Raw genomic sequence first — 21,967 nt, forward strand, 5'->3', positions numbered from 1 at the left:
AATATTAAGATGGGTATTATATACGCAGGTGAGATATTTTAAAGGTATGTTATGGATAAGGGAGATAAATATACCTTTAAAAAGTATAACAGGATGGGAAATGCTTACATTAAATGTAATGATTCTTCATGGGTGTATATTTGTTGTAACAATGGTATTTATCCTTACACTTCGGGGAATAATAAAAAGGAACAGATGTGTTAATTCTGTCCCTTTTTGATGTCTTAATATACAATGAGATTAATCATCACATTGCAGGAAACAATATTTGGTAAAGGTAACCTGCGCTGATTGCCATTCCAAGAATGACAACAAGGAACGCGATAATCATTTTATTTTTGAATATCGACTTTAATAGAATAACTTCCGTTAGACTTGCACCCGCACTACCGATAATTAATGCCATGACTGCACCTAATCCCATGCCTTTTGCGGCTAATGCAGCACTAAGTGGGATAACTGCTTCTGCACGAATATAGAGTGGAATACCAATCACGGCTGCGACAGGAATGGCAAAGATATTATCGTCATTCGCTACACTTGCAACCCATTCTGTTGGCATAAAGCCATAAATCATCGAACCAACTGCAATACCACCAATCAGGTAAGGAAGTACCTTTTTGAAGTCTACCCATGTAGATCGCCATACTCTAACCCATTTACTAACAGGCTTAGCCTTGCTGCCACAACTTGAGCCACAGCCTTTAGATGCTGGTGCTTCATAAGCTTCTGGTTTGATGTAACGCTCAAAGCCTAGCTTTTCAAGTGTGTAACCGGCAATAACGGAAACACCCATCGCAACCATGAAGTAGAACACTGTCACTTGTAGGCCAAAGGTAACCGCAAACAAGCCAATAATAATTGGATTTAGCAGTGGGCTAGCAAACAAAAATACCATCATGGTGCCAAACCCTGCTTTAGCGCGCAGTAATCCTTTTAGAAACGGAATCGTTGAGCATGAGCAGAAGGGGGTAATTGCGCCAAGGAACGCTGCGATGATATACCCTTTTCCTCTCTTCGCACTTAAGATCTGCTGGATCTTTGCTGGGGAAATATACTCCTGCAAGATCCCAACAGCGTAGCTGATAAGTAAAAATAGGACGGTTAGCTCAGCAGCAAGAAAAACAAACATATCTAAGGTGTCTTTTGCCATAGTGAGCATGCTTGGAGTGATCATAGTAAGCCTTAAACTTTATAGTTAAATCTATATTTCTGGAATAGTCGAAATATAGGTGCAATTAATTTCATCGTCAATATATTTCTGCTATTATCGAAATATAAATTACCGAGATGAAGTAAGGTCAGAAGTTATGGATATCGAATTTTTTGCTAAGGCCCTGAAAGAACTAGGTCATCCGACACGTCTTCAGATTTTTAAGCATTTGGTAAAGTCGGGTCATCAAGGCTTAGCCGTTGGTGATATACAAGAAGAGTTGGGTATTCCTGGTTCAACCTTGTCACACCATATTTCAAGTTTGGTGGCGGCAGGTCTAGTTAAGCAGCATCGGGAAGGGCGAACACTTTATTGTGTGCCACAGTATGATGCCTTACAGCAAGTAATTGATTTTTTGCAGGATGAATGTTGTAGCCGAGAGGCATAAGGTAATGTGAAGAGAGTTTATGCTTTAATATTGGTACCTAACGTACGAATATTTTGTGCTGCTCCTTCGCTGTTGTAGGTCATTTGATGCTTGCCGCGGCTTTGCTGGAATAAGTTATTTAATTTATGAAAGCTTAGCTGTGCACGTTGAAGTGCTTCACCATTAATTTCATTGAGTTCTTTACAGCGAGCGGCGCAGGCTTTGATGGTATTAACAGACTCGATGTGAGTTGGGGACTCTGTTAATAGTTGACGTTGAGTATGGCTAGCAATGAGGTGGTCTTGTTGTTGGACCTTATGGATAAGATTGAGTTTTTCTTTAGCAATACGCTCAATTTCAGTAGATTGACGCGAGACGATCGCCCCTTTTTCCTGCTCAAGAAGGCGAGACAACGACATTAATGTTGCGTGTTGTAATTCAAGCAACTGATCTATGGTCTGAGACATCTAAGGTTACCGATGGTTAGCAGGAAATTATGAATTGTTATGGTTAAAGGGAAGGGTTACTTCCCCTTAAATACCACGTAACTCATCTTCAAATTTTGTCATATTTGATGCAAGTTTGTCAGCATCAACTTTGTACGAGCCATCTGCGATAGCTTGTTTAATTTCGGCAACTTTTGCGCTGTCAAAACTGGGTTCAGCTGCAAGTTGTTGGTGGATTTGTCCCACTGCTTTTCCTTGTGCGCTAAGGGATACAGCATCATTTTTCACACGCGGGCTCGACGCAGCAGCAGCTGTCGATGGCGCATCAGATGATGTACTACCTACTTTGGTTTGATTACTACGCGTAGTCGGAATGGGTTGTCCGGTACGGAGCTGATCGATATTTGCCATAAGATTAACCCTTTGAACAAAATACTGATTGAATATTCAAGTACCTAATAGAGGTAGCTTGGGTATCTACTATCGGCCGTGAATATTATAACTTTAGCACCTAAATTAAAAATTTACGGTCACTTCACCAACACCCGTAACGATACCATCGACCACACGTTTGGATTTGTTATTTTGGATGCGGACTTGTTCGCCAAGTGCACCATCACCTAGCGCAGTACCATTGGTGACAATATTCAGTCCACTACCACCGGCACGGATTAACACTGAATCATTACGGCATACCAAGCAAATATCATTGCCTTCAATCGTATCGCCCATATTAACGCCACGTTTTACTTTAGAACCAATAACTTGGTTTGGATCTTCAAAGCTAACACTGCGTTGGAAGCGGTTTTCAACCAGCTTGATGGTGAGGTCTGATGCTGATAGCACAGTGCCTCTTGGCAAAGGTTTAGTTGCAACAACACGTGGTAATAGTAGCTTTACTCGCACAGGCACATATACTTGCCAGCCTTCTGATGGACAATTGATAAGTACAGTGACATTGCCGGTCATTGATTGTTTGCCGGGAACCGAAATATTGAGAGGAACGGTACATTCAGCGAGGCGTAATCGTGAATCAAGCTGGGTTGCCGTTACTTGTAGCTCGCCGTTTTGTGGTGCTGATAGGCTGTCAGTGACAAAATCCTCTGCCGTTTGCTGTACGGTATGTAGATAATTTGTACTTGTTCCATGTACAATAGTGCTAAAGATAATCGCGAAGATGCCGACTATCAGTAATAAGGGTGAAAAATGTGCTTTATTTGTCACTGTTTTACTCATATTAACAATATTGCAGGGGCTGAAATCGCAAGTGATGAAGTCCATAATATGTGATTCGCAAATAGATTGCTTGCGATCACCCGCTTAAATATAAAAATCTTTAGATGGAGTCACCTGTATGACGGGAATACTTGATTCAGTGAATCAGCGCACCCAGCTTGTCGGCCAAAACCGTCTGGAACTACTTACGTTCCGCTTAAACCGACGTCAGCGTTACGGCATTAACGTTTTTAAGGTGAAAGAAGTTTTACAGTGCCCTAAATTGACCACCATGCCTAACCTGCACCCATTGGTGAAAGGTATTGCACATATCCGTGGTCAGACTATCTCTGTTATCGATATGAGCCTAGCTACTGGCGGTCGCCCAATCGATGATCTGAATAATTGTTTTGTTATCATTTCTGAATTTAACCGTTCAATTCAAGGTTTCTTGGTTTCATCTGTTGAGCGTATAATCAACATGAACTGGGAATCGATTTTGCCGCCGCCAAAAGGTGCTGGTAAAGCGAACTACCTAACGGCCGTGACAGAAATTGATGGCGAGCTAGTGGAAATCTTGGATGTTGAAAAAATCCTTGATGAAATTTCACCAGTGAACACCGACATTACAGATACAGTGCTAGAAGAGTTGATTGAAGACTTTACGGCAGTACGCCGTGTACTTGTTGCCGATGATTCAAGTGTGGCACGTAAACAAGTTCAGCGTGCTATTGAAGCGATTGGCTGTGAATGTGTGTTGGTTAAAGATGGCCGCGAAGCCATTGTAAAACTGCGTGAAATGGCGAAAGAAAGCAGTATCTATGAACAGTTGGCGCTCGTTATCTCTGATATCGAAATGCCGGAAATGGATGGATACACGCTGACAGCCGAAATTCGTAACGATCCTAATTTAAAAGATCTTCACGTTATTCTTCATACTTCGTTGAGTGGTGTTTTCAACCAAGCTATGGTTGAGCGTGTGGGGGCTAATGCCTTCATTCCTAAGTTTAACCCAGATGAACTCGGTGCAGCGGTTAAAGCCGCCATGCCAGTTGAAGCATAATTAAAGATTACAATTGGCTTATTAAGCAGTGATTTTATTAGCTGAGTAGGCCATGAGTAACAAAAAAACGCTGAAATGCAACCGTGTATTAAAGAGTAGTAGATGACAGCTATAACAATAAAAGACCAAGAATATAAAGACTTTTGCCGATTTCTAGAAGCTCAGTGTGGCATTGTCCTTGGCGACAGCAAACAGTACTTAGTGCGTAGTCGCCTAAGTCCATTAGTCAGCCGATTTTCGCTATCATCTCTGTCTGAATTATTGCAGCAAGTGATCACTGGCCGTAATCGCGAACTTCGCGTTGCAGCTGTTGATGCGATGACGACAAACGAAACTTTATGGTTCCGTGACAGCTACCCGTTCACCGTGATGTCAGATAAAATTCTGCCAGAACTTGCAGCGAACAAACGACCACTTAAAATTTGGTCTGCAGCGAGTTCATCAGGTCAAGAACCGTATTCACTGGCGATGACAATCTTGGAAACTCAAGCTCGTCGTCCAGGTTTGCTGCCAACTGTTAGTCTAACGGCTACAGATATTTCGCAAACAATGCTAGATACTTGCCGTGCAGGTGTGTATGACAACCTAGCATTAAGCCGTGGTTTATCACCAGAACGTCGCCGTATGTTCTTTGAAGACAATGGTGACGGCCGCATGAAAGTGAACGACAAAGTGAAGCGTATGGTTAACTTCCGTCCGCAGAACTTAAAAGACAGTTACGCGCTATTAGGTAAATTCGACATTATCTTTTGTCGTAACGTATTGATTTATTTCTCGCCAGAGATGAAATCAAAAGTACTTAACCAAATGGCGGCATCACTTAACCCTGGTGGTTATTTGTTCCTTGGTGCATCTGAGTCGTTAACTGGTTTGACTGATAAGTTTGAAATGATCCGCTGTAACCCAGGTATCATCTACAAGCTAAAATAATCAGGTTGCAGCCAGCGCTCACGCTGGCAATCAATATGGGCGTGGTCTAAATATTGGGTTGTAGCGATACAATCGAGTAGACCTAACGTTTCGTACTGGTTTTAATATGGCATTGCTTCATTTAATTGCTCTACCAATGTATGTGGGCAATGCCACCTTTATCCTCTTTATTTACGCGCTGCTTATTTGATTCACCCGATAAGCGAACGACGCCGTTTTTCATTCTTCATTTTTATATATTCCTCAAACCTAAAACTTGGCATTGTCTTTGCATTTAACTACTCAGGTTAATTGGAGGCAGCTATGTCCATTTCTTTTGATAAAGCATTAGGTATTCACCAACATACGGTTGGGATCCGCGCTCAGCGTGCAGAAACTCTAGCGAGTAACCTCGCTAATGCCAATACCCCTGGGTATAAAGCAAAGGACATGGATTTCGATCGCGCACTGAAAGCGGCAAAGTCTGGGGCAAGCATTGGCCTTAGCCGTACCAGCGAGCGGCATATCTCTGCCTCAACTAAATTAATGGGCGAGCAAATGTACCGTGTGCCAACGCAACCCGACACTGGCGACGGCAATACAGTCGACTCTCAATTAGAAAAAAGTTTGTTCATGCAGAACTCACTGGAATACCAAGCATCACTAGATTTTCTTGGTTCTAAATTTCAGAACATGTCCAAGGCATTGAAAGGGGAATAATAAATGAGCCTATTTAACGTATTTAATGTGGCAGGATCTGCCATGAGTGCAGAATCGGTTCGTTTGAATACCACTTCAAGTAACCTTGCGAATGCGAACAGTGTGAGTAGTTCTGCAGAAGAAACGTACAAAGCACGTCACCCTATTTTTGCGGCTGAATTGCAAAGTGCCAGTTACCGCCGTGAAGACAGCGTGCCTGTCCAAGTGAAAGGCATTGTTGAAAGCCAAAAGCCGTTGCGTGCTGAATACAACCCAGCTCACCCAATGGCGAATGCTGAAGGTTACATCTACAAGCCAAACGTTAATGTGATGGAAGAAATGGCCAATATGATTTCTGCATCGCGTTCCTATCAAAGTAATGTGCAAGTAGCTGATGCAAGTAAGCAAATGCTGATGAGCACATTACAGATGGGCAAATAGGTAAGGAGTTTCAGTAATGACCGGTATTAATGGTGCAGGTGGCGCTTCCAACCTAACGTATCTTGATCAGCTTAAGGCGATGCAAGATAAAAAGGTCCAAGAAGAACAGAAAACCACAGGTCAGAATGAGCTAAAGCAAGAAGACTTTTTGTCGTTGCTTACCAAGCAACTTGCACAACAAGACCCATTTAAACCTGTGGGTAATGACCAAATGATTGCTCAAATGGCATCATTTGCGACGGTTGATGGTATCAGCCAAATGAATGACCAATTTGGTAGCTTGAATTCAGCAATGACCTCAAGCCAAGCACTACAAGCTTCTTCGCTCGTTGGCCGTGATGTACTGATCCCAAGTTCAACCGCCGTGAAGAGCATCGAAGGTGGTGTTGCGGGCATGGTGAAATTACCACAAGCCCTCGATAACTTGATGGTGCGGATTGAAAACGAACAAGGTCAATTAATTAAGACAATGGATCTTGGTGCGAAACCACCAGGTGAACATCGCCTTGATTGGGATGGTATGGATGAAAACGGCAACCCATTGCCTGAAGGTCGATACCAAGTTAAGGCGGCAGGTCTGGTTGGCGGTGAAAGCCGTGAATTCGACGTATCAACCTATGCAAACGTAAATAGCGTCTTGCTAGGAAATGGTGATGGCAATGTCATGCTAAACCTTGCTGGTTTGGATTCACCATTCAAATTGGCTGAAGTTTTAGAAGTCGGTAAGGTTTAATAAGGTTTAGGGATTCGGAGAATAGATCATGGGTTTTAACATTTCACTTAGTGGTATCGGGGCATCGCAGAAAGACCTTAATACTACCAGTAACAACATTGCGAACTCGAATACATATGGTTTTAAAGAGTCGCGTGCTGAGTTTGGTGATGTGTACTCATCGTCGATTTTTTCGAATGCAAAAACGACTACCGGTGGCGGTGTACAAACTTCAGTGGTTGCTCAGCAATTCCACGAAGGTTCAAGCATCTACACCAATAACCCGCTTGATATGCGTATTTCAGGCAGTGGTTTCTTTGCGGTTGCTGACGATAGCCTACAACCACAAAATAATAGTTTAAGCCGTAACGGCGCATTCCACTTAAACAAAGACAACTACATGGTTAACTCCGAGAACCAGTACTTGCTTGGCTATAAAGTGGACTCAGAAACTGATCAAGTAACATCGTACGAACCACAGGCGTTGAAAGTGCCAGATCAATTTGGTCAGCCTCGTGCATCAACCAATGTGCAAGTGGGTGTGAACTTACCTGCCAATGCAGATGCAAAAGATGCGTCATTGTTTAACCACAATGATCCTGCAACGTACGACAAATCAACCTCAGTAACGATTTACGACTCACTGGGTCAGCCATATAAGATGAGCACGTATTACACCAAAGATAATACAGCGCCAAATCGCTGGGTATCTCATTATACGGTTACGGATAGTGACGGTGAAAAGCCGTTGAATGTAACTAATGGCGGTTCAACCAGTGCAACGGGTCACAAAGGTACAGTGTTAGACTTTAACTCTGACGGTTCTGTAAAAACCATCAATGGTGGTAATCCTATCGTTACTGATAGCTTTGCAGCGGCAGGTATTCAGATGAACGGTGGTGATGATCAACAAACTCTGACCTTTAATTATGACGAACCAACCCAGTACGCAGCCCCATTTGAGGTGCGCCGCTTTAATGAAGATGGTGCAACAACGGGCTACCTTGCAAAAGTAGACATCGATCCGAAAGGTTCTATCGTTGCGACTTACAGTAACGGTGAAAACGTCACCTTGGGCCGTGTTGGTATGGTACGTGTACCTAATGAACAAGGTTTGGTATCGAAGGGCGGTACTCAGTGGGTAGCGAGCCAGGACTCAGGTGCAGCAATTTGGGGTGAAGCAACCCAAGGTGCATTTGGTGCGATTAAGAGTGGTACGCTTGAGCAATCAAACATCGATATGACCCAAGAGTTGGTTGATTTGATTACCGCGCAGCGTAACTTCCAGGCTAACTCACGTGCGCTAGAAGTCGATAACCAGCTACAACAAACTATTCTTCAAATCCGTTAATTAGTATGAGTGCTCAGCATTCATCTTTATAAATAGTTCGGATCCTGCTTTATTGATTTTGCCGCCTCTATGTAAGGCGGCAAAATTTGTCATATCTGCCGCCATGAAATTGGCACCCTTCCGTTATATCTTGCCTCCAGTTATCTAACATTTTGATAAGTAACATTATTAAATAGTGGCATATTTATTGCTTAATTCTCGTCATATGATGATGGGAGAGTAATATGGATCGCGCGCTATTTCTTGCCATGAGTGGGGCAAAGCAAGACATGCATGGTATGCAGCTGCATGCCAACAACCTTGCTAACGTAAAAACAACGGGTTTTCGTGCCGATCTTGAACAAGCTCGCAGTATGCAAGCATACGGTGAAGGTTTACCAAGTCGTGTTTTTGCGATGACTGAACGCCCTGGCCAAGATTTCTCGCAAGGCTCAGTAATGACGACGGGTCGTGATTTAGATGTCGCGGTTCAAGACCAAGGTTGGTTAGCCGTGATGGACCCATCAGGCCAAGAAGCCTATACCCGCGCGGGTCACTTAAAAATCGACCAAACGGGCATGTTGCAAAACTCGAATGGTAACTTGATGATGGGCGAAAATGGCGGCCCAATTTTTGTTCCTCTCCCTATCAGTAAAATTCAAATTGGCACTGATGGTACTATTTCGGTATTACCACAAGGTGCGCCACCCGAAGCAATGGAAGTAATTGATCGCTTGAAGCTGGTTCGTCCGGCTAACAATGAACTTTACAAAGATGCGAACGGCTTATTTAAGTCGAAAACACCAGGTAAAACCTACGAAGCGGATGCCAATGTCAAAGTCCTAAAAGGGGCACTGGAAGGCAGTAACGTGAATGCAGTGGGCGAAATGACCAGCATGATTGATCTACAGCGCCACTTTGAAATGCAAGTGAAATTGATGAAAACCGCGGAGCAGATGGACGAGGCCTCAAGCTCGTTACTGCGCATGGGTTAATAGGGTAGAAGGAAACTAAGATGCATCCAGCACTATGGGTAAGTAAGACTGGCCTTGACGCTCAGCAAACCAATATTTCAACCATCTCGAATAACTTGGCGAATGCCTCGACTGTGGGTTTTAAAAAGAGCCGTGCGGTATTTGAAGATTTGTTCTACCAAAACATTAATCAACCGGGCGGGCAGTCGTCGCAAGACACACAATTGCCATCAGGCTTGATGTTGGGTGCCGGTTCAAAAGTGGTGGCTACTCAAAAAGTATTTACCCAAGGTAATACCCAAACAACCAATAATGCGATGGATATGATGATCGAAGGCGATGGCTTCTTTCAAATCATGCTGCCAGACGGCAATATCGGTTATACCCGAAACGGTCAGTTCACGATTAACAATGAAGGCCAATTAGTTACGACAGGTTCTGGTTACGTGCTACAGCCTGAAGTGGCAGTACCGGAAGATGCGGTCGGTATTACGGTTGGTACGGACGGTGAAGTCTCGGCACGTATTCGTGGTCAGCAAGAAAATCAGGTGCTTGGCCAAATCACCACAGTTAACTTTATCAATCCAGGCGGTTTAGAGCCGATTGGTCAAAACCTCTTCCTACCAACAGGCGCTAGTGGCGATCCCCAAGAAGGTGTACCGGGTTTGAATGGCTTAGGTTCTGTTCGTCAGTCGATGTTAGAAACATCGAACGTTAACGTGACGGAAGAATTGGTCAACATGATTGAAGCTCAGCGTGTGTACGAGATGAACTCGAAAGTGATCTCGACGGTCGACCAAATGCTGAGTTACGTAAATCAGCAACTCTAATCCGCCACTGTAAAGAAGGTAGTTGTACGATGATGAAAAAACTGTTGTGTGGTGTGTTTATCATGACCCTTACGGGCTGTGAAATGCTGACGCCACCACCGGATACTGGCAGTGATGTTGAAAAAGCGACCACCAATGTGGATGCGGTTGAAGGCTCAACCGAAAAAGACACAGACTTGGTGGACATGCTGCGCCGTCGTACCGATCCACAGGCGGGAGATCCTGCTTGGGCGAGTCTTCGCCCTCAGCCAAAGCCAGAGCATTACGCAACATCTACAGGATCTTTGTTTAGTCAAACGCAAGTACAAGACTTATACGATGACACCAAACCGCGTGGTATCGGTGACATAGTGACTGTACTGCTTGAAGAAAAGACCCAAGCGAAAAAAAGTGCGAGCTCAGATTTAGACAAGAAAACCGATATGAGCATGGATCCTATGGCGATCGGTGGTCAAAATTTACAAATTGCTGGGCGAGAACTGTCGTACGAAGTGAAAAATCAGAACAAATTTGCAGGGACGACATCAGCTGATCAGAGCAACAGCATTAAAGGTGAAATCTCGGTTGAAGTTATTGATGTGCTAGCGAATGGCAACTTAATGGTACGCGGTGAAAAGTGGTTAACACTCAATACTGGCGATGAATATATCCGAGTTAGCGGCACCATTCGTCCTGATGATATTTCACAAGACAACACGGTTACCTCTACACGAATTACCAATGCGCGTATTCAGTATTCTGGTACGGGTGATCGCCAAGATATTCAAGAACAAGGTTGGTTAGGCCGATTCTTTAACGTCACCTTATAACTGTGGCATTTATTAGGAGCATGAACGTGAACATCCGTCTATTGATAGCCAGCTTGTTGATTCTACTAACGTTACCAGTACACGCAGCGCGCATTAAAGATGTGTCTGAGGTTGCTGGGGTTCGTAGTAACCAATTAGTCGGTTATGGTCTTGTTGTTGGTTTGCCGGGAACCGGTGAAACCACACCGTTCACCGATCAAAGCTTTCGTGCCATGCTACAAAACTTTGGTATTCAATTGCCAGCAGGGCAAAAACCAAAAACTAAAAACGTAGCGGCGGTTGCCGTTAATGCCACATTACCTGCTTTTACCAAGCAAGGTCAGAGTATTGATATTACGGTTTCTTCAATCGGTTCTGCTAAGAGTTTACGCGGCGGTACCTTGTTGCAAACTTTCCTAAAAGGTCTTGATGGCAAGGTATACGCGGTTGCTCAAGGTAGTTTAGTGGTTAGTGGATTCAGTGCTAACGGTGCCGATGGATCTAAAATTGTCGGTAATAACCCAACCGTTGGACGGATTAGTAATGGCGCCATGGTTGAACAAGAAGTGCCAAACCCATTTGGTCGTGGTGATTTCCTGACTTTTAACTTATTTGAATCTGACTTTACGACAGCCCAGCGAATGTCTGACACCGTCAATCAATTTTTAGGTCCTGATATGGCGGCAGCGATTGATGCGACCTCTATTCGAGTGCGTGCGCCTCGAGATGTCAGCCAGCGTGTTGCTTTTTTATCGACGATTGAAAACCTTGAATTTGACCCAGCCGAAGGCGCTGCCAAGATTATTGTGAACTCCCGTACAGGCACCATAGTGGTCGGCCAGCACGTTAAGCTAAAACCTGCGGCGATTACTCATGGTGGCATGACGGTAACGATCCGAGAGAACCCACAAGTCAGTCAACCAAATGCATTTTCGGGAGGGAATACGGTAGTAGTACCCAATTCTGACATTGAAGTGACAGAAGCCGATTCGCGAATGTTTAAATTCGACCCAGGTGTTAGCTTAGATGACTTAGTACGCGCGGTGAACCAGGTCGGTGCTGCACCATCAGATTTAATGGCTATTTTGCAAGCGCTGAAACAAGCGGGTGCTATTGAAGGTCAGCTGATTATTATCTAGTGGTATTTCTGAGTAAGTTGAGAAATACCAAGTAGAAAAAGACCCAATTGAGAAAAGATAATGATTAAAAATGTAGATGCGGGATTTGTTCATGATTTATCAAGCCTTGATCGCTTGCGTGCCGGGATCAAAGATGATGAACAAGGATCGTTACGCGCTGCTGCAGTGCAATTTGAATCAATCTTTACTCAAATGCTGTTTAAATCGATGCGCCAAGCGAATGAAGCGTTTGAATCGGATTTAATGAGCAGCAGTAATACCAAGTTCTTTGAGCAAATGCACGATGAACAAATGGCCAGTGAGCTTAGTAGTACTGGTTCATTAGGCTTAGCTGATTTGATCGTAAATCAACTCGGTGGCGATCAAGAGAAGCCACCTGAAGATGTTATCCGTAATGCGATTCATGATTCTCCGTTGCGTTTACCTGTTGATAAAAATGGTAATAAGCCCGATCAGGCGATGGTAGATAAAGCTGCCAATGACGCGATCTTAGCCATGCAATCGTCGCAAGCTCAGCAATCGGCGGTGATGGCGCCACCGATGGCAAAGGCTAAGCCCGAAACCTTTGATAGCCCAGAACAGTTTGTGAGTAAGCTGCAACCGTACGCTGAAAAAGCAGCCAAAGCATTAGGCACAGATCCGGCGGTATTGATTGCTCAGGCTGCGTTAGAAACCGGCTGGGGTAAAAAAGTCATTAAGAACGCAGCGGGTTCTAGCAATAACTTATTCAACATCAAGGCTGATCCACGCTGGCAAGGTGGCAAAGTGGCAACTAATACCTTGGAGTTTCATAACGGTATCGCGGTGCAAGAGAAAGCCGCTTTTCGTTCGTATAACGACTATCAAGACAGCTTTAACGATTATGTGCGCTTTTTGAATCAAAACCCACGTTATGAAAACGCCCTGAATTCCCCGCAAGATCCACGTCAGTTTATTCGTAACTTGCATCAAGCCGGTTATGCTACCGATCCGAATTACTCACAAAAAGTTATTAGTGTGATGGATAAAGTCACCAGTATGATGAAGTGATAATCAGCAAAGCCACTTGTTTATTGTCAGCAAAAAGCACCTAAAGTAAGGTGCTTTTTTTGTTTCTGTAAGGTACTGATAACAGATTTATTTAGTTGGCTCGAATATTGCATTTAAGTCTGCATTAATCGTATTTTCATGAACAATTTACTGGAGGCGAGATGGGGTTTGACCTACTCAATATGGGGTCGCAGGGCGTTTTAACCGCTCAGCGTCAGCTCAACACCACTAGCCACAATATTAATAACGTTAATACTGAAGGTTATAGCCGTCAGTCAGTTGTTCAGAGCACCAATGATCCAATTTGGTGGGGCGGCAATCAGTACGGTACGGGTGTGCATGCGGCAGAAGTTCGCCGTGGTTATGATCAATTTGCCACCAATGAATTAAACCTCACGACGACGAACCTGAATTACGCCAGCGAACGCGAAGGGCAGTTGGGGCGTTTGGATAATATGTTGGCAAACAGTGCCAAAAAAATTCCAGAAGACATGAACCAATGGTACGACGCCATCAAAGGTATGGCGGATAGCCCGAGTGACATTGGTAGCCGTAAAGTTGTATTAGAAAAAGCCAAACTGGTTGCGGCTGGCCTTAATGACAATCATAAGGTTTTAGCGCAGCAGCAAACTGAAACTAATGAAGTGCTAGGGCGTACGCTGAATCGAGTCAATGATATCGGTCGTGAGCTGGTGGATATTCATAAAGCGATTATCAAAACCCCGACATCGGGCGCTGACAATGATTTATTAGATCGCCATCAAGCACTGATCAATGAATTGTCGCAATACACCAAAGTGACGGTGACTCGCAAGAATGAAGAAACCTTCAACATCATGATTGGCAGTGGCCATACGCTAGTATCAGGTACTGAGTCGAGCCAATTACAGATGGTGGATGGTAATCCCGATCCGCGTCAAACCCAGCTTGCTATGGTTGAAGGCCAATCACTTAAAACGATTCGTAATGATGATATTGGTGGCAAACTGGCTGCATTATTTCAGTTTAGAGATGAAACGTTAGCACAAGCAATGGACGAAATGGGCCGTATTGCGGTGGGTTTCTCCGACTCGATGAATGAACTGCAATCGCAAGGTTTAGACTTGAAAGGCCAAGTGGGAGAAAATATTTTCCATGATATAAATAGCCCCGAAAGTGCGGGGTCACGCGCCTTGATCCCGAAAGGTTCTACGGCGGCAGTCAACGTTTATATTGATGATATTAAAGCGTTAAAGTCGGGCGAATATCAACTAAGTTTTGATGGTAGCCAACACAAGTTAGTTTCACCTGATGGCCAGAGTCAAACCGTGATGCCAAGTGGCACCCCACCTAAATTTAGCGTCGATGGGTTAGAAATTGAAATTGCAGCACCGATTGGGATAGGTGAACCGATATTGATCCGCCCAACGCGTACCTCTGCCAGCGAAATCCGTGTAACCATGGATGACCCATCTAAACTGGCAGCGCAAAGCTACATGAGCTCAGCAACAAAAGCGCATGGCACGGCTGATTTGCAGGTATCGACTCCTGGTGCATTACGTGAATTTCAAGTGGCTATTTCACCCGATGCCAGCCAGTTCGCTGTTCTCGATATGAAAGGCCAAATTTTGCAGGCACCACAGACGTACCCGCCAACAGGAGATGTGACAGTTAACGGTACCAGTTTTAGCTTAAGCAATGGCGCACTGGGTAACGATGTCTTTGCGGTTAACTTAAATGCTGCGGTGGGTGATAACGGTAACCTAATAAAAATGCAGGATGTGCAAACGGCAAAGGTAATGAACGATGGCCGCTCTACGGTATTGGATGTCTACGAAGGGCTCAATACGGATATGGGGGTGCAAAAAGCATCGGCAAGCCGTTTACGTGAAGTGGGCCTAGTGGAAAAAGATGCCGCTGAAAGCCGAGTGGCTGAAATATCAGGGGTCAACCTTGATGAAGAGGCTGCCAACATGATGCGCTTCCAACAGTCTTACGCCGCCTCGTCCCGTATTATGACGGTGGCGAATGAAACCTTTGAAACCTTGCTGAATGCATCTCGCTAGGGAGTAACTTGATATGATCACTCGTATGGCTACCTTCCATAACTATCGCTCAGTCGCGAATGATATGAATCGCCAACAAGTTAAAGTTGCTGAAAATCAGCAGCAGTTAGCATCCGGCAAACGGTTATTAACGGCTGGTGATGACCCTGTTTCATCGATTTATATTCAGAATTTCGATCAACAAAATACTCAAATAGATCAATCGCTGAAAAGCATCACGATGGCAAGAAACCGTCTGAATAATGAAGAAACAGCGGTTGCTGAAGTTGAAAATTTGCTTGATGAAGCAAAGCGAAAATCCATGCTGATGGTCAACGGTTCACTATCAGCCGATGACCGTATTGCGCATAAGCAAGATATGCAGGGTTTATACGACTCGTTCATGAACGTAGTGAACAGCCAAGATGAATCTGGCAACTTTGTGTTTGCTGGTACGCGTTACAATAAACAACCTTTCTTTCGCGATAACAATGGTGTTGTGGCTTATGCGGGTGACAGTTATCAACGTATGGCTAAAGTCTCAGCATCGGTTGATGTACCCATTAACGATGCTGGCGATAAACTCTTTTTAGAGGTTGCTAACCCCTATGGTGATTATCAGCCTGACTATGATTTAAAAAGTGGATCTCTGCTGCTGTTATCTAACGCGACCAATACTAACAACGCTGATAAAGCCGCGTATGACGTGACCTTTACCAATACTGCAGCTGGAACCAACTATGAGTTATTCCAAAACGGAGTATCGGTGCAGCAAGGTAAATACGAGGCGGATACTGGGATTCAGTGGGGAACGTTACAAGTTGATTTAGAAGGCGAAATTAAAGATGGCGATAAAATTAGCCTAAATCGCCAAGAGCATGTCAATGTTTTTGAAGCGTTTCGCCGTGGTATCGAATTATCGGATAGCAGTGTATCAGATGCATCGGCCAGTGCAGAATTACACCAGGTCGCCGCTGAACTGTCTGAAGGGTTTAAACATATTAACCGGGTGCGCTCAGAGGTAGGTACACGCTTACAAACATTGGACCGCCAAGAAGATATGCATCAAGACTTTAAGATTGTCATGAGTGAAGCTCGTGGCACATTAGAGGATTTGGACTATCCAAGTGCGGTAATTGAATTGAACGAAAACATGATGTCTCTGCAAGCATCGCAACAAGCGTTTGCGAAGACAAAAGATTTGAATTTGTTTAATTATATTTAAAGCACCTAGATGAAAAGGACGACATACGCAGTGTCTCGTCCTAAAAAGCCTTTGCGAGTAAGCAAAGGCTTTTTTGATCGTGCTAGGTTTACCGTGTTTACTTATTGATCTGCAAAGTCGTTTTTAATACGCTGGCTGATGGCTTCAATCATAGGGTATTTATTCCCCATCATTGGTGGGAAGCGGAAGAAAAACTCCTGTTTCTCATTCATATCGCCAAAGTACTCCGTTGGCTCTGCAAAGTTCGATTCATTTGAGCCGGCACCATAAACATAACAAGGAGTGGTTGTCGTCACGGTTAACATATGTACAGCGGTTGGTGCCGTAAAGACAATATCAAGTGAATTCATAACGGCAGCAGTGGCGAGGAAATCATCACGCAGATCTAATCCTTCAAGCTGAATCACTTTCACGCCGCTTAGCTTCTCTATTTTTTTCAATTCTTTGCTGCACTCACCGTACTGCAAGTTGTAGAAGCTAGCATCAGGAAATTGCTTAATAAAGTGCGCAACTTCATGGATTTTCAAGAAGTTAATATTACGGGATGCAGACCCTAGACCGCTTCGCCAGCTGATGCCGATTCTGAGCCCTTTACCTGAATGTTGGGTATCAACCTTGTCTTGCCATTGCTGCTTTAGGTCGGCAGGAAACACACCATAATGAGGTTTAGCCCAGTGTTTACCCGTTTCATTGTAGATTTCACCACCAAGACTGCCCGCAGGGATCCAGCTCGTACATTGCTGAACAACCTCGGTTGGAATATCAAGTAAGTGCTTTTCTTGAGAGCGTTTTAGCGGAATGTAGCTAACCGTAGGATAGGCGAGTGATAAATAAGGGACAAGTCGCTGATCACAAGCGACAAATACCTTTTTCACACGCTCGATAATAAAGTTGAGGTTATGATAAAAACGGATTTCATCACCAACGCCTTGTTCAGGTAGAACAATAACCGTTTCTTCTTTTGTTGATAGGCTTGCGTGCCAGCGAGGCATGTCACTCGTATGATTAACACGCTCATCAAGCTCAATACCCAGTTCATAAGCTGGGTAGTATTCTTGCCAGTTGTTGCGGTGTAAAAACAAGATATGCTGAAGCCAGCGCATTTGTAAATTGTCAGGAGTCATGCGAAAAACATCAGTAAAATAGCTCTCTGCTTGTTGAATATCGCCTAAGTACCAAGTGACTTCGGCTTTGTAGCTGAGTAATTCATTGAGTCGTTTTTGAGATGCTCCCACCATGGCTTGATCAATACAATCTATGGTGGCTTGCATTGCTTCTGGTGTGTAGTTATGACGATTTCGTAATAAATGAAAGCTACATAAGGTGTACAAATAGCAAATATCGTTATCTTCTGGATAGCGTTGCTTTAACGCTTTGCCCAGAGTTTCACCTTGGATCCACTGTTTGTCTTTGACGCACATGACGAGCCATTGTTTTTCAATTTGCGCATGTTGGCCAGCTTCTCGGACGAAGTTTTGGCAAACGAGTCGGCCTTCTGAATATTGATTTAGTCGGGCATACACTTTGGATAATAAAAGTGCAGCAAGTTCATCGGCAGGATTGATCGATAGTAATCGCTTGAGCTGGTGGGCAGCTTCAATATTTTTCTCTTGTACCATCAACAACTGTGACCATTTATGAATCGCATCACGGTTATTTTCATCTAACGATAGAATCGCAACAATGAGTTGTTCGGCTTGCTCATTTTGACCTTGAGTCATCAAGGTCTCGGCAACTGCAAGTGTTTCGGCAATCTCAGTATCGAGTTGTTGTGCTTTATGTTGCTTTATTTGATCGAGCTGTTTTTCGTCGCGTTTGCTGGCACCACGTTGCCCCATTAGCGCGGTAAGCTCTTGCCGCAGTTGCAATGCAGTGGCATTCGTTGGATCGAGGGATAAAACATCTTCTGTCAAACTCAATGCGTCTTTGTTGCGGCCTTGGGCTTTAATGGCAATAGCAAGATCGAGAGTAAGAGAAAGATCTTGAGGCGCTAGGCTCTGAGCATGACGAAGTTTTGTTTCAGCGGCAGTAAAATCGTGATCTTCCATATCCAAGACAGAGAGTACTTGTAAAACAGGTAAAGAGTCAGGGGAGGCAGCGAGGATTTGCTCGAAGATATTTCTCGCCGTCTCTTTTTCACCCTTTTGGTAATGTTCCACCGCTAAGTTAAACGCCTCTTCTAGCGTTAAGGACGTATTACTTGTCTCGCTCGTCATTGTTTATTCTCAGCTACAGCTATAGTTATGGCTGATTATAAAGCAAGAAGTGTACCTACAGGGAATTCTTGAGCGGGAATAGGCACCCCTTTGCCACTACGGTTATTCTCTTCTTTGTGATTTATTTTAAGTTATTGAAAATAAATATTTAAGTTTTTTGGCACACTTATTGCTAAATGCATGGGGTGGCAATAAGCATTGCCGATAATTTAATGATATTAGATAGCTAGTCCCGCTTCATTGTCTTTTGGATTGACTGTTGCGGGTAGGCTGTTTCGCTGAAGACAGCGAAAGTCAAAGGAGAGCAAAATGGGTGTAACCGTAAACACCAACGTGTCTGCCATGACTGCGCAGCGTTACCTGAACAAGGCATCAGAAGATCTTGGTCGTTCAATGGAACGCTTATCGACAGGTGAGAAGATCAATAGTGCAAAAGATGATGCTGCTGGTTTACAGATTTCTAATCGCTTAGTGGCGCAAACACGCGGCCTAAACGTTGCAATGCGTAATGCTAACGACGGTATTTCGATTGCTCAAACTGCTGAAGGCGCAATGCAAGAGTCAACCAGCATCCTGCAACGTATGCGTGACTTATCCCTTCAATCATCGAACGGCGCAAACTCGGACGATGATCGTGTTGCAATGCAAGAAGAAGTTTCTGCACTGCAAGATGAACTTAACCGTATTGCTGAAACGACTGCCTTTGGTGGCCGTAAGCTATTGAACGGTACATTTGGTGAAGCTGCATTCCAAATTGGTTCTGATTCTGGTGAAGCTATTATTATGGGTATCACTAGTGTGCGTGCCGACCATACTGATATGGGTGGCCAGAAGGTAGTGGCAACCGGTATGGCAGAGCCTACTTGGACTGCGGGTTCAAGTAACGTCATGAAAATTAAGATTGATGGTGAGGCTTCGCCGTCTATTTCGATCGACCTTATCGAAGGCGATGATATTGAAGAAGTGGCAACACGCATCAATGGTCAGTCTAACGGTCGCGTTAATGCATCGGTAACGGAAGAAGGTAAGCTACAAATCTTCTCTGACGAAGGCAGTATTGAAATTGATGGTACAACGAAACTAGCGCAAGGTGTTGATGCCGCGGGTGCTGCTGCTGATATCTTTGCTGCAGGTGCCACAAGTACTTTAACCACAGTGCAAGAAGTGGATGTTAAGTCCGTAGGGGGCGCGCAATCTGCGGTCAGTGTTATCGATGCTGCGCTTAAATATATTGATAGCCAACGAGCTGATTTAGGTGCGAAACAGAACCGCCTTGGCCACACTATTAATAACTTGGCTAACGTATCTGAAAACGTATCTCAGTCGAATAGTCGAATTCGTGATACTGATTTTGCCAAAGAAACAACAGAGATGACGAAGAGTCAGATCTTGCAACAAGCAAGTACGTCTATTCTTGCGCAAGCAAAACAAGTACCTCAAGCGGCAATGACGTTACTTCAATAAACCAAATCACATTTTACTAAACGGCAAGAGGTTTCCTCTTGCCGTTTTTTTTGCTGTAGTTACGTGCTTTTTTCTGCATTTATCCTATTTCCATAATTCATTGCCTTTGGTGGTTGGCCTTTTTTCTTATTTTTCAAAAAAAAACTTAAAGGTTTTCGAAACCATGCCGTTACAACTCTTGAATAAAGATTATAAAGGTTTTGCCGGCTGGGCTGGTCAAGCCATTCTGAATAAGTAAGGAGATACATTATGGCAGTTACAGTAAATACTAACGTTTCTGCAATGACCGCTCAGCGTTATTTAAACCAAGCGTCTGAAGCGTCTGGCAAATCAATGGAACGTCTTGCGACTGGTAGTAAGATCAACAGTGCGAAAGATGATGCTGCTGGTCTTCAAATCTCCAACCGTTTGATGACTCAAAGCCGCGGCCTAGATGTTGCAGTACGAAATGCTAACGATGGTATTTCAATGGCGCAAACCGCTGAAGGTTCAATGCAAGAAACAACTAGCATCCTACAGCGTATGCGTGACTTGTCTCTACAGTCTTCAAACGGCTCAAACTCTGCAGAAGACCGTGAGTCAATGCAAGGTGAGGTCACAGCACTTCAAGACGAACTTAACCGTATCGCAGAAACCACGTCTTTCGGTGGTACTAAACTGCTTAATGGTACGTTTAACACGCGTTCTTTCCAAGTGGGTGCGGATTCAGGTGAAGCCGTACAAATGGAAATTAAAAACGTTCGTGCTGATGAATCAAAAATGGGTGGCCAAGTTCATACTGCTACCAATGGCGCTTCTGCTGGCTGGGAAGTGAAAACAGGTTCATCATTAACAATTAAAGTTAATGGTGGCGCAACTATCGATGTTAACGTTAAAGCTGGCGACGATATCGAAGAGCTTGCAACCAAAATTAACGGTGCAGTTGATGGTATCAACGCATCAGTAGGTGACGACGGTAAACTACAAGTTGTTTCTGCTGCTGGTGAGTCAGTCACATTTGCTGGTGGTGTTGGTACATCCCTAGGCCTAACAAGTGGCGCTGGTACGAAAGAAACAATCCAAGATGTTGATATTCAAAATGTTGCAGGCGCACAAAAAGCGGTAGCACTTATTGATAACGCCCTAAAATACGTTGATTCAAACCGTGCAGAGCTTGGTGCTTCGCAAAACCGTTTGAACCACACCATTAACAACTTGAATAACGTTAATGAGAACGTATCGGCATCTAACAGCCGTATCCGTGATACAGACTTCGCGAAAGAAACGACTGAAATGACGAAGAACCAGATTCTTTCTCAAGCTTCTACGTCTATCTTGGCGCAAGCGAAACAAACGCCACAAGCGGCACTTAGCTTATTAGGTTAATCGCTGATAAGACGGCAAGGTGAAGACCTTGCCGTTTTTCTGTTTACTGGAAGGTAATAGATAATGGAAATAAAACCCGTTGCTATATCTCAGCTGCCTTCATCCACTTCTTCGCAACACTCCTCATCTGGCACGAATGTTGCAGATAAATCTGGCAGCACAACACCACTTTCTCAATCAAGACACCAAGAGCAAGCTGTAAAAAGTAGCGATCAAGGCAAAACTGATGTTCGCCGTGTGGAACAAACCGTTTCGCTTGAAGAAAAACAACAAATTCAACAGCAAGAATTGGCAAAAATGGTTGAGAGCATCGAAGAGTTTGTTGGTACTTTAAATAAAGGGCTAGCATTTCGCTTAGACGAAGACTCTGGTCGGCAAATTATTACCGTTTACGATAAAAAAAGCGGTGAAATTGTCAGGCAGATCCCTGATGAAGATTTATTGTCACTATCTCGTCAGTTAGCAACACACTCTGGGGGATTGTTTACCACCCAAGTTTAAATTTGATTCGTTCGAGG

The 21,967-nt window shown here is 44.0% G+C and carries 22 protein-coding genes; 17 read left to right on the plus strand and 5 right to left on the minus strand.

The window, feature by feature from the left end; translation table 11 throughout:
• Positions 1-247: 247 nt before the first annotated feature.
• Positions 248-1,153 carry a permease gene (locus tag ASV53_RS01670; RefSeq protein ID WP_205049172.1) on the minus strand — a complete coding sequence of 302 codons (906 nt, stop codon included), beginning with the start codon at positions 1,151-1,153 and terminating at the stop codon, positions 248-250.
• A gap of 157 nt (positions 1,154-1,310) precedes the next feature.
• Between ASV53_RS01670 and ASV53_RS01675 the strand changes: the two genes are divergently transcribed.
• Complete coding sequence (locus ASV53_RS01675; protein ID WP_062688089.1) at positions 1,311-1,601, plus strand: ArsR/SmtB family transcription factor; 291 nt, start codon at positions 1,311-1,313, stop codon at positions 1,599-1,601.
• A 17-nt stretch (positions 1,602-1,618) separates the two neighbouring features.
• On the opposite strand, the gene ASV53_RS01680 is transcribed toward ASV53_RS01675, so the two are convergent.
• The 3 genes from ASV53_RS01680 to flgA form a co-directional block, all read right to left on the minus strand.
• Positions 1,619-2,047 (minus strand): flagella synthesis protein FlgN, encoded by a 429-nt coding sequence (locus tag ASV53_RS01680; RefSeq protein WP_062688090.1) that lies wholly within the window; start codon positions 2,045-2,047, stop codon positions 1,619-1,621.
• A gap of 66 nt (positions 2,048-2,113) precedes the next feature.
• Positions 2,114-2,437: a flagellar biosynthesis anti-sigma factor FlgM gene (gene flgM, locus ASV53_RS01685; RefSeq protein WP_062688091.1), complete on the minus strand. Its 324-nt coding sequence runs from the start codon at positions 2,435-2,437 to the stop codon at positions 2,114-2,116.
• A gap of 105 nt (positions 2,438-2,542) precedes the next feature.
• Positions 2,543-3,250, minus strand: coding sequence for a flagellar basal body P-ring formation chaperone FlgA (flgA, locus tag ASV53_RS01690; RefSeq protein ID WP_083540798.1), 708 nt, complete (start codon positions 3,248-3,250; stop codon positions 2,543-2,545).
• A 130-nt stretch (positions 3,251-3,380) separates the two neighbouring features.
• Between flgA and ASV53_RS01695 the strand changes: the two genes are divergently transcribed.
• The 13 genes from ASV53_RS01695 (at position 3,381) to flgL (ending at position 16,404) form a co-directional block, all read left to right on the plus strand.
• On the plus strand, positions 3,381-4,304 hold the full coding sequence (locus tag ASV53_RS01695; protein ID WP_094955856.1) for a chemotaxis protein CheV: 924 nt from the start codon (positions 3,381-3,383) through the stop codon (positions 4,302-4,304).
• Positions 4,305-4,406: 102 nt separating this feature from the next.
• Positions 4,407-5,234 carry a protein-glutamate O-methyltransferase gene (locus ASV53_RS01700; protein ID WP_062688092.1) on the plus strand — a complete coding sequence of 276 codons (828 nt, stop codon included), beginning with the start codon at positions 4,407-4,409 and terminating at the stop codon, positions 5,232-5,234.
• Positions 5,235-5,537: 303 nt separating this feature from the next.
• Positions 5,538-5,933, plus strand: a complete 396-nt coding sequence (flgB, locus tag ASV53_RS01705; protein ID WP_062688093.1) for a flagellar basal body rod protein FlgB — start codon at positions 5,538-5,540, stop codon at positions 5,931-5,933.
• Positions 5,934-5,936: 3 nt separating this feature from the next.
• Positions 5,937-6,353, plus strand: a complete 417-nt coding sequence (flgC, locus tag ASV53_RS01710) for a flagellar basal body rod protein FlgC (protein WP_048899751.1) — start codon at positions 5,937-5,939, stop codon at positions 6,351-6,353.
• Positions 6,354-6,369: 16 nt separating this feature from the next.
• The gene (gene flgD / locus ASV53_RS01715; RefSeq protein ID WP_062688094.1) at positions 6,370-7,086 is read left to right on the plus strand and encodes a flagellar hook assembly protein FlgD; all 717 of its coding nucleotides are present in this window, start codon (positions 6,370-6,372) and stop codon (positions 7,084-7,086) included.
• 28 nt (positions 7,087-7,114) lie between these two features.
• Positions 7,115-8,416, plus strand: coding sequence for a flagellar hook protein FlgE (gene flgE, locus ASV53_RS01720; RefSeq protein ID WP_062688095.1), 1,302 nt, complete (start codon positions 7,115-7,117; stop codon positions 8,414-8,416).
• 224 nt (positions 8,417-8,640) lie between these two features.
• Positions 8,641-9,390 carry a flagellar basal-body rod protein FlgF gene (flgF, locus tag ASV53_RS01725; RefSeq protein WP_062688096.1) on the plus strand — a complete coding sequence of 250 codons (750 nt, stop codon included), beginning with the start codon at positions 8,641-8,643 and terminating at the stop codon, positions 9,388-9,390.
• Between the two features lie 20 nt (positions 9,391-9,410).
• Entirely contained in the window at positions 9,411-10,199 is a 789-nt protein-coding gene (gene flgG / locus ASV53_RS01730; RefSeq protein WP_062688097.1) for a flagellar basal-body rod protein FlgG, read from the plus strand.
• 32 nt (positions 10,200-10,231) lie between these two features.
• Positions 10,232-11,008, plus strand: a complete 777-nt coding sequence (gene flgH / locus ASV53_RS01735; protein ID WP_062688158.1) for a flagellar basal body L-ring protein FlgH — start codon at positions 10,232-10,234, stop codon at positions 11,006-11,008.
• A 26-nt stretch (positions 11,009-11,034) separates the two neighbouring features.
• Positions 11,035-12,126: a flagellar basal body P-ring protein FlgI gene (locus ASV53_RS01740; protein WP_390960453.1), complete on the plus strand. Its 1,092-nt coding sequence runs from the start codon at positions 11,035-11,037 to the stop codon at positions 12,124-12,126.
• Between the two features lie 63 nt (positions 12,127-12,189).
• Positions 12,190-13,155 carry a flagellar assembly peptidoglycan hydrolase FlgJ gene (gene flgJ, locus ASV53_RS01745; RefSeq protein ID WP_083540800.1) on the plus strand — a complete coding sequence of 322 codons (966 nt, stop codon included), beginning with the start codon at positions 12,190-12,192 and terminating at the stop codon, positions 13,153-13,155.
• A 161-nt stretch (positions 13,156-13,316) separates the two neighbouring features.
• Positions 13,317-15,200: a flagellar hook-associated protein FlgK gene (flgK, locus tag ASV53_RS01750; protein ID WP_094955857.1), complete on the plus strand. Its 1,884-nt coding sequence runs from the start codon at positions 13,317-13,319 to the stop codon at positions 15,198-15,200.
• A 13-nt stretch (positions 15,201-15,213) separates the two neighbouring features.
• Positions 15,214-16,404 (plus strand): flagellar hook-associated protein FlgL, encoded by a 1,191-nt coding sequence (gene flgL, locus ASV53_RS01755; protein ID WP_062688100.1) that lies wholly within the window; start codon positions 15,214-15,216, stop codon positions 16,402-16,404.
• Positions 16,405-16,505: 101 nt separating this feature from the next.
• Here flgL and ASV53_RS01760 read toward each other — a convergent pair whose 3' ends face one another.
• Positions 16,506-18,620 carry a tetratricopeptide repeat protein gene (locus tag ASV53_RS01760; protein ID WP_094955858.1) on the minus strand — a complete coding sequence of 705 codons (2,115 nt, stop codon included), beginning with the start codon at positions 18,618-18,620 and terminating at the stop codon, positions 16,506-16,508.
• Between the two features lie 342 nt (positions 18,621-18,962).
• On the opposite strand from ASV53_RS01760, the gene ASV53_RS01765 reads away from it, so the two are divergent.
• The 3 genes from ASV53_RS01765 (at position 18,963) to ASV53_RS01775 (ending at position 21,950) form a co-directional block, all read left to right on the plus strand.
• Positions 18,963-20,084, plus strand: a complete 1,122-nt coding sequence (locus tag ASV53_RS01765) for a flagellin (RefSeq protein ID WP_390960790.1) — start codon at positions 18,963-18,965, stop codon at positions 20,082-20,084.
• Between the two features lie 249 nt (positions 20,085-20,333).
• Complete coding sequence (locus ASV53_RS01770; protein WP_094955860.1) at positions 20,334-21,449, plus strand: flagellin; 1,116 nt, start codon at positions 20,334-20,336, stop codon at positions 21,447-21,449.
• Positions 21,450-21,512: 63 nt separating this feature from the next.
• Positions 21,513-21,950, plus strand: a complete 438-nt coding sequence (locus ASV53_RS01775) for a flagellar protein FlaG (protein WP_062688106.1) — start codon at positions 21,513-21,515, stop codon at positions 21,948-21,950.
• Positions 21,951-21,967: the final 17 nt, after the last annotated feature.

The organism is Photobacterium sanguinicancri (assembly GCF_002265265.1).
Classification (GTDB): Bacteria; Pseudomonadota; Gammaproteobacteria; order Enterobacterales; family Vibrionaceae; genus Photobacterium; species Photobacterium sanguinicancri.

Coding starts and splice junctions, on each gene's coding strand:
- ASV53_RS01670 (WP_205049172.1), bottom strand. CDS start 1,153: ATGGCAAAAGACACCTTAGATATGTTTGTTTTTCTTGCTGCTGAGCTA.
- ASV53_RS01675 (WP_062688089.1), top strand. CDS start 1,311: ATGGATATCGAATTTTTTGCTAAGGCCCTGAAAGAACTAGGTCATCCG.
- ASV53_RS01680 (WP_062688090.1), bottom strand. CDS start 2,047: ATGTCTCAGACCATAGATCAGTTGCTTGAATTACAACACGCAACATTA.
- flgM (WP_062688091.1), bottom strand. CDS start 2,437: ATGGCAAATATCGATCAGCTCCGTACCGGACAACCCATTCCGACTACG.
- ASV53_RS01695 (WP_094955856.1), top strand. CDS start 3,381: ATGACGGGAATACTTGATTCAGTGAATCAGCGCACCCAGCTTGTCGGC.
- ASV53_RS01700 (WP_062688092.1), top strand. CDS start 4,407: ATGACAGCTATAACAATAAAAGACCAAGAATATAAAGACTTTTGCCGA.
- flgB (WP_062688093.1), top strand. CDS start 5,538: ATGTCCATTTCTTTTGATAAAGCATTAGGTATTCACCAACATACGGTT.
- flgC (WP_048899751.1), top strand. CDS start 5,937: ATGAGCCTATTTAACGTATTTAATGTGGCAGGATCTGCCATGAGTGCA.
- flgD (WP_062688094.1), top strand. CDS start 6,370: ATGACCGGTATTAATGGTGCAGGTGGCGCTTCCAACCTAACGTATCTT.
- flgE (WP_062688095.1), top strand. CDS start 7,115: ATGGGTTTTAACATTTCACTTAGTGGTATCGGGGCATCGCAGAAAGAC.
- flgF (WP_062688096.1), top strand. CDS start 8,641: ATGGATCGCGCGCTATTTCTTGCCATGAGTGGGGCAAAGCAAGACATG.
- flgG (WP_062688097.1), top strand. CDS start 9,411: ATGCATCCAGCACTATGGGTAAGTAAGACTGGCCTTGACGCTCAGCAA.
- flgH (WP_062688158.1), top strand. CDS start 10,232: ATGAAAAAACTGTTGTGTGGTGTGTTTATCATGACCCTTACGGGCTGT.
- flgK (WP_094955857.1), top strand. CDS start 13,317: ATGGGGTTTGACCTACTCAATATGGGGTCGCAGGGCGTTTTAACCGCT.
- flgL (WP_062688100.1), top strand. CDS start 15,214: ATGATCACTCGTATGGCTACCTTCCATAACTATCGCTCAGTCGCGAAT.
- ASV53_RS01760 (WP_094955858.1), bottom strand. CDS start 18,620: ATGACGAGCGAGACAAGTAATACGTCCTTAACGCTAGAAGAGGCGTTT.
- ASV53_RS01765 (WP_390960790.1), top strand. CDS start 18,963: ATGACTGCGCAGCGTTACCTGAACAAGGCATCAGAAGATCTTGGTCGT.
- ASV53_RS01770 (WP_094955860.1), top strand. CDS start 20,334: ATGGCAGTTACAGTAAATACTAACGTTTCTGCAATGACCGCTCAGCGT.
- ASV53_RS01775 (WP_062688106.1), top strand. CDS start 21,513: ATGGAAATAAAACCCGTTGCTATATCTCAGCTGCCTTCATCCACTTCT.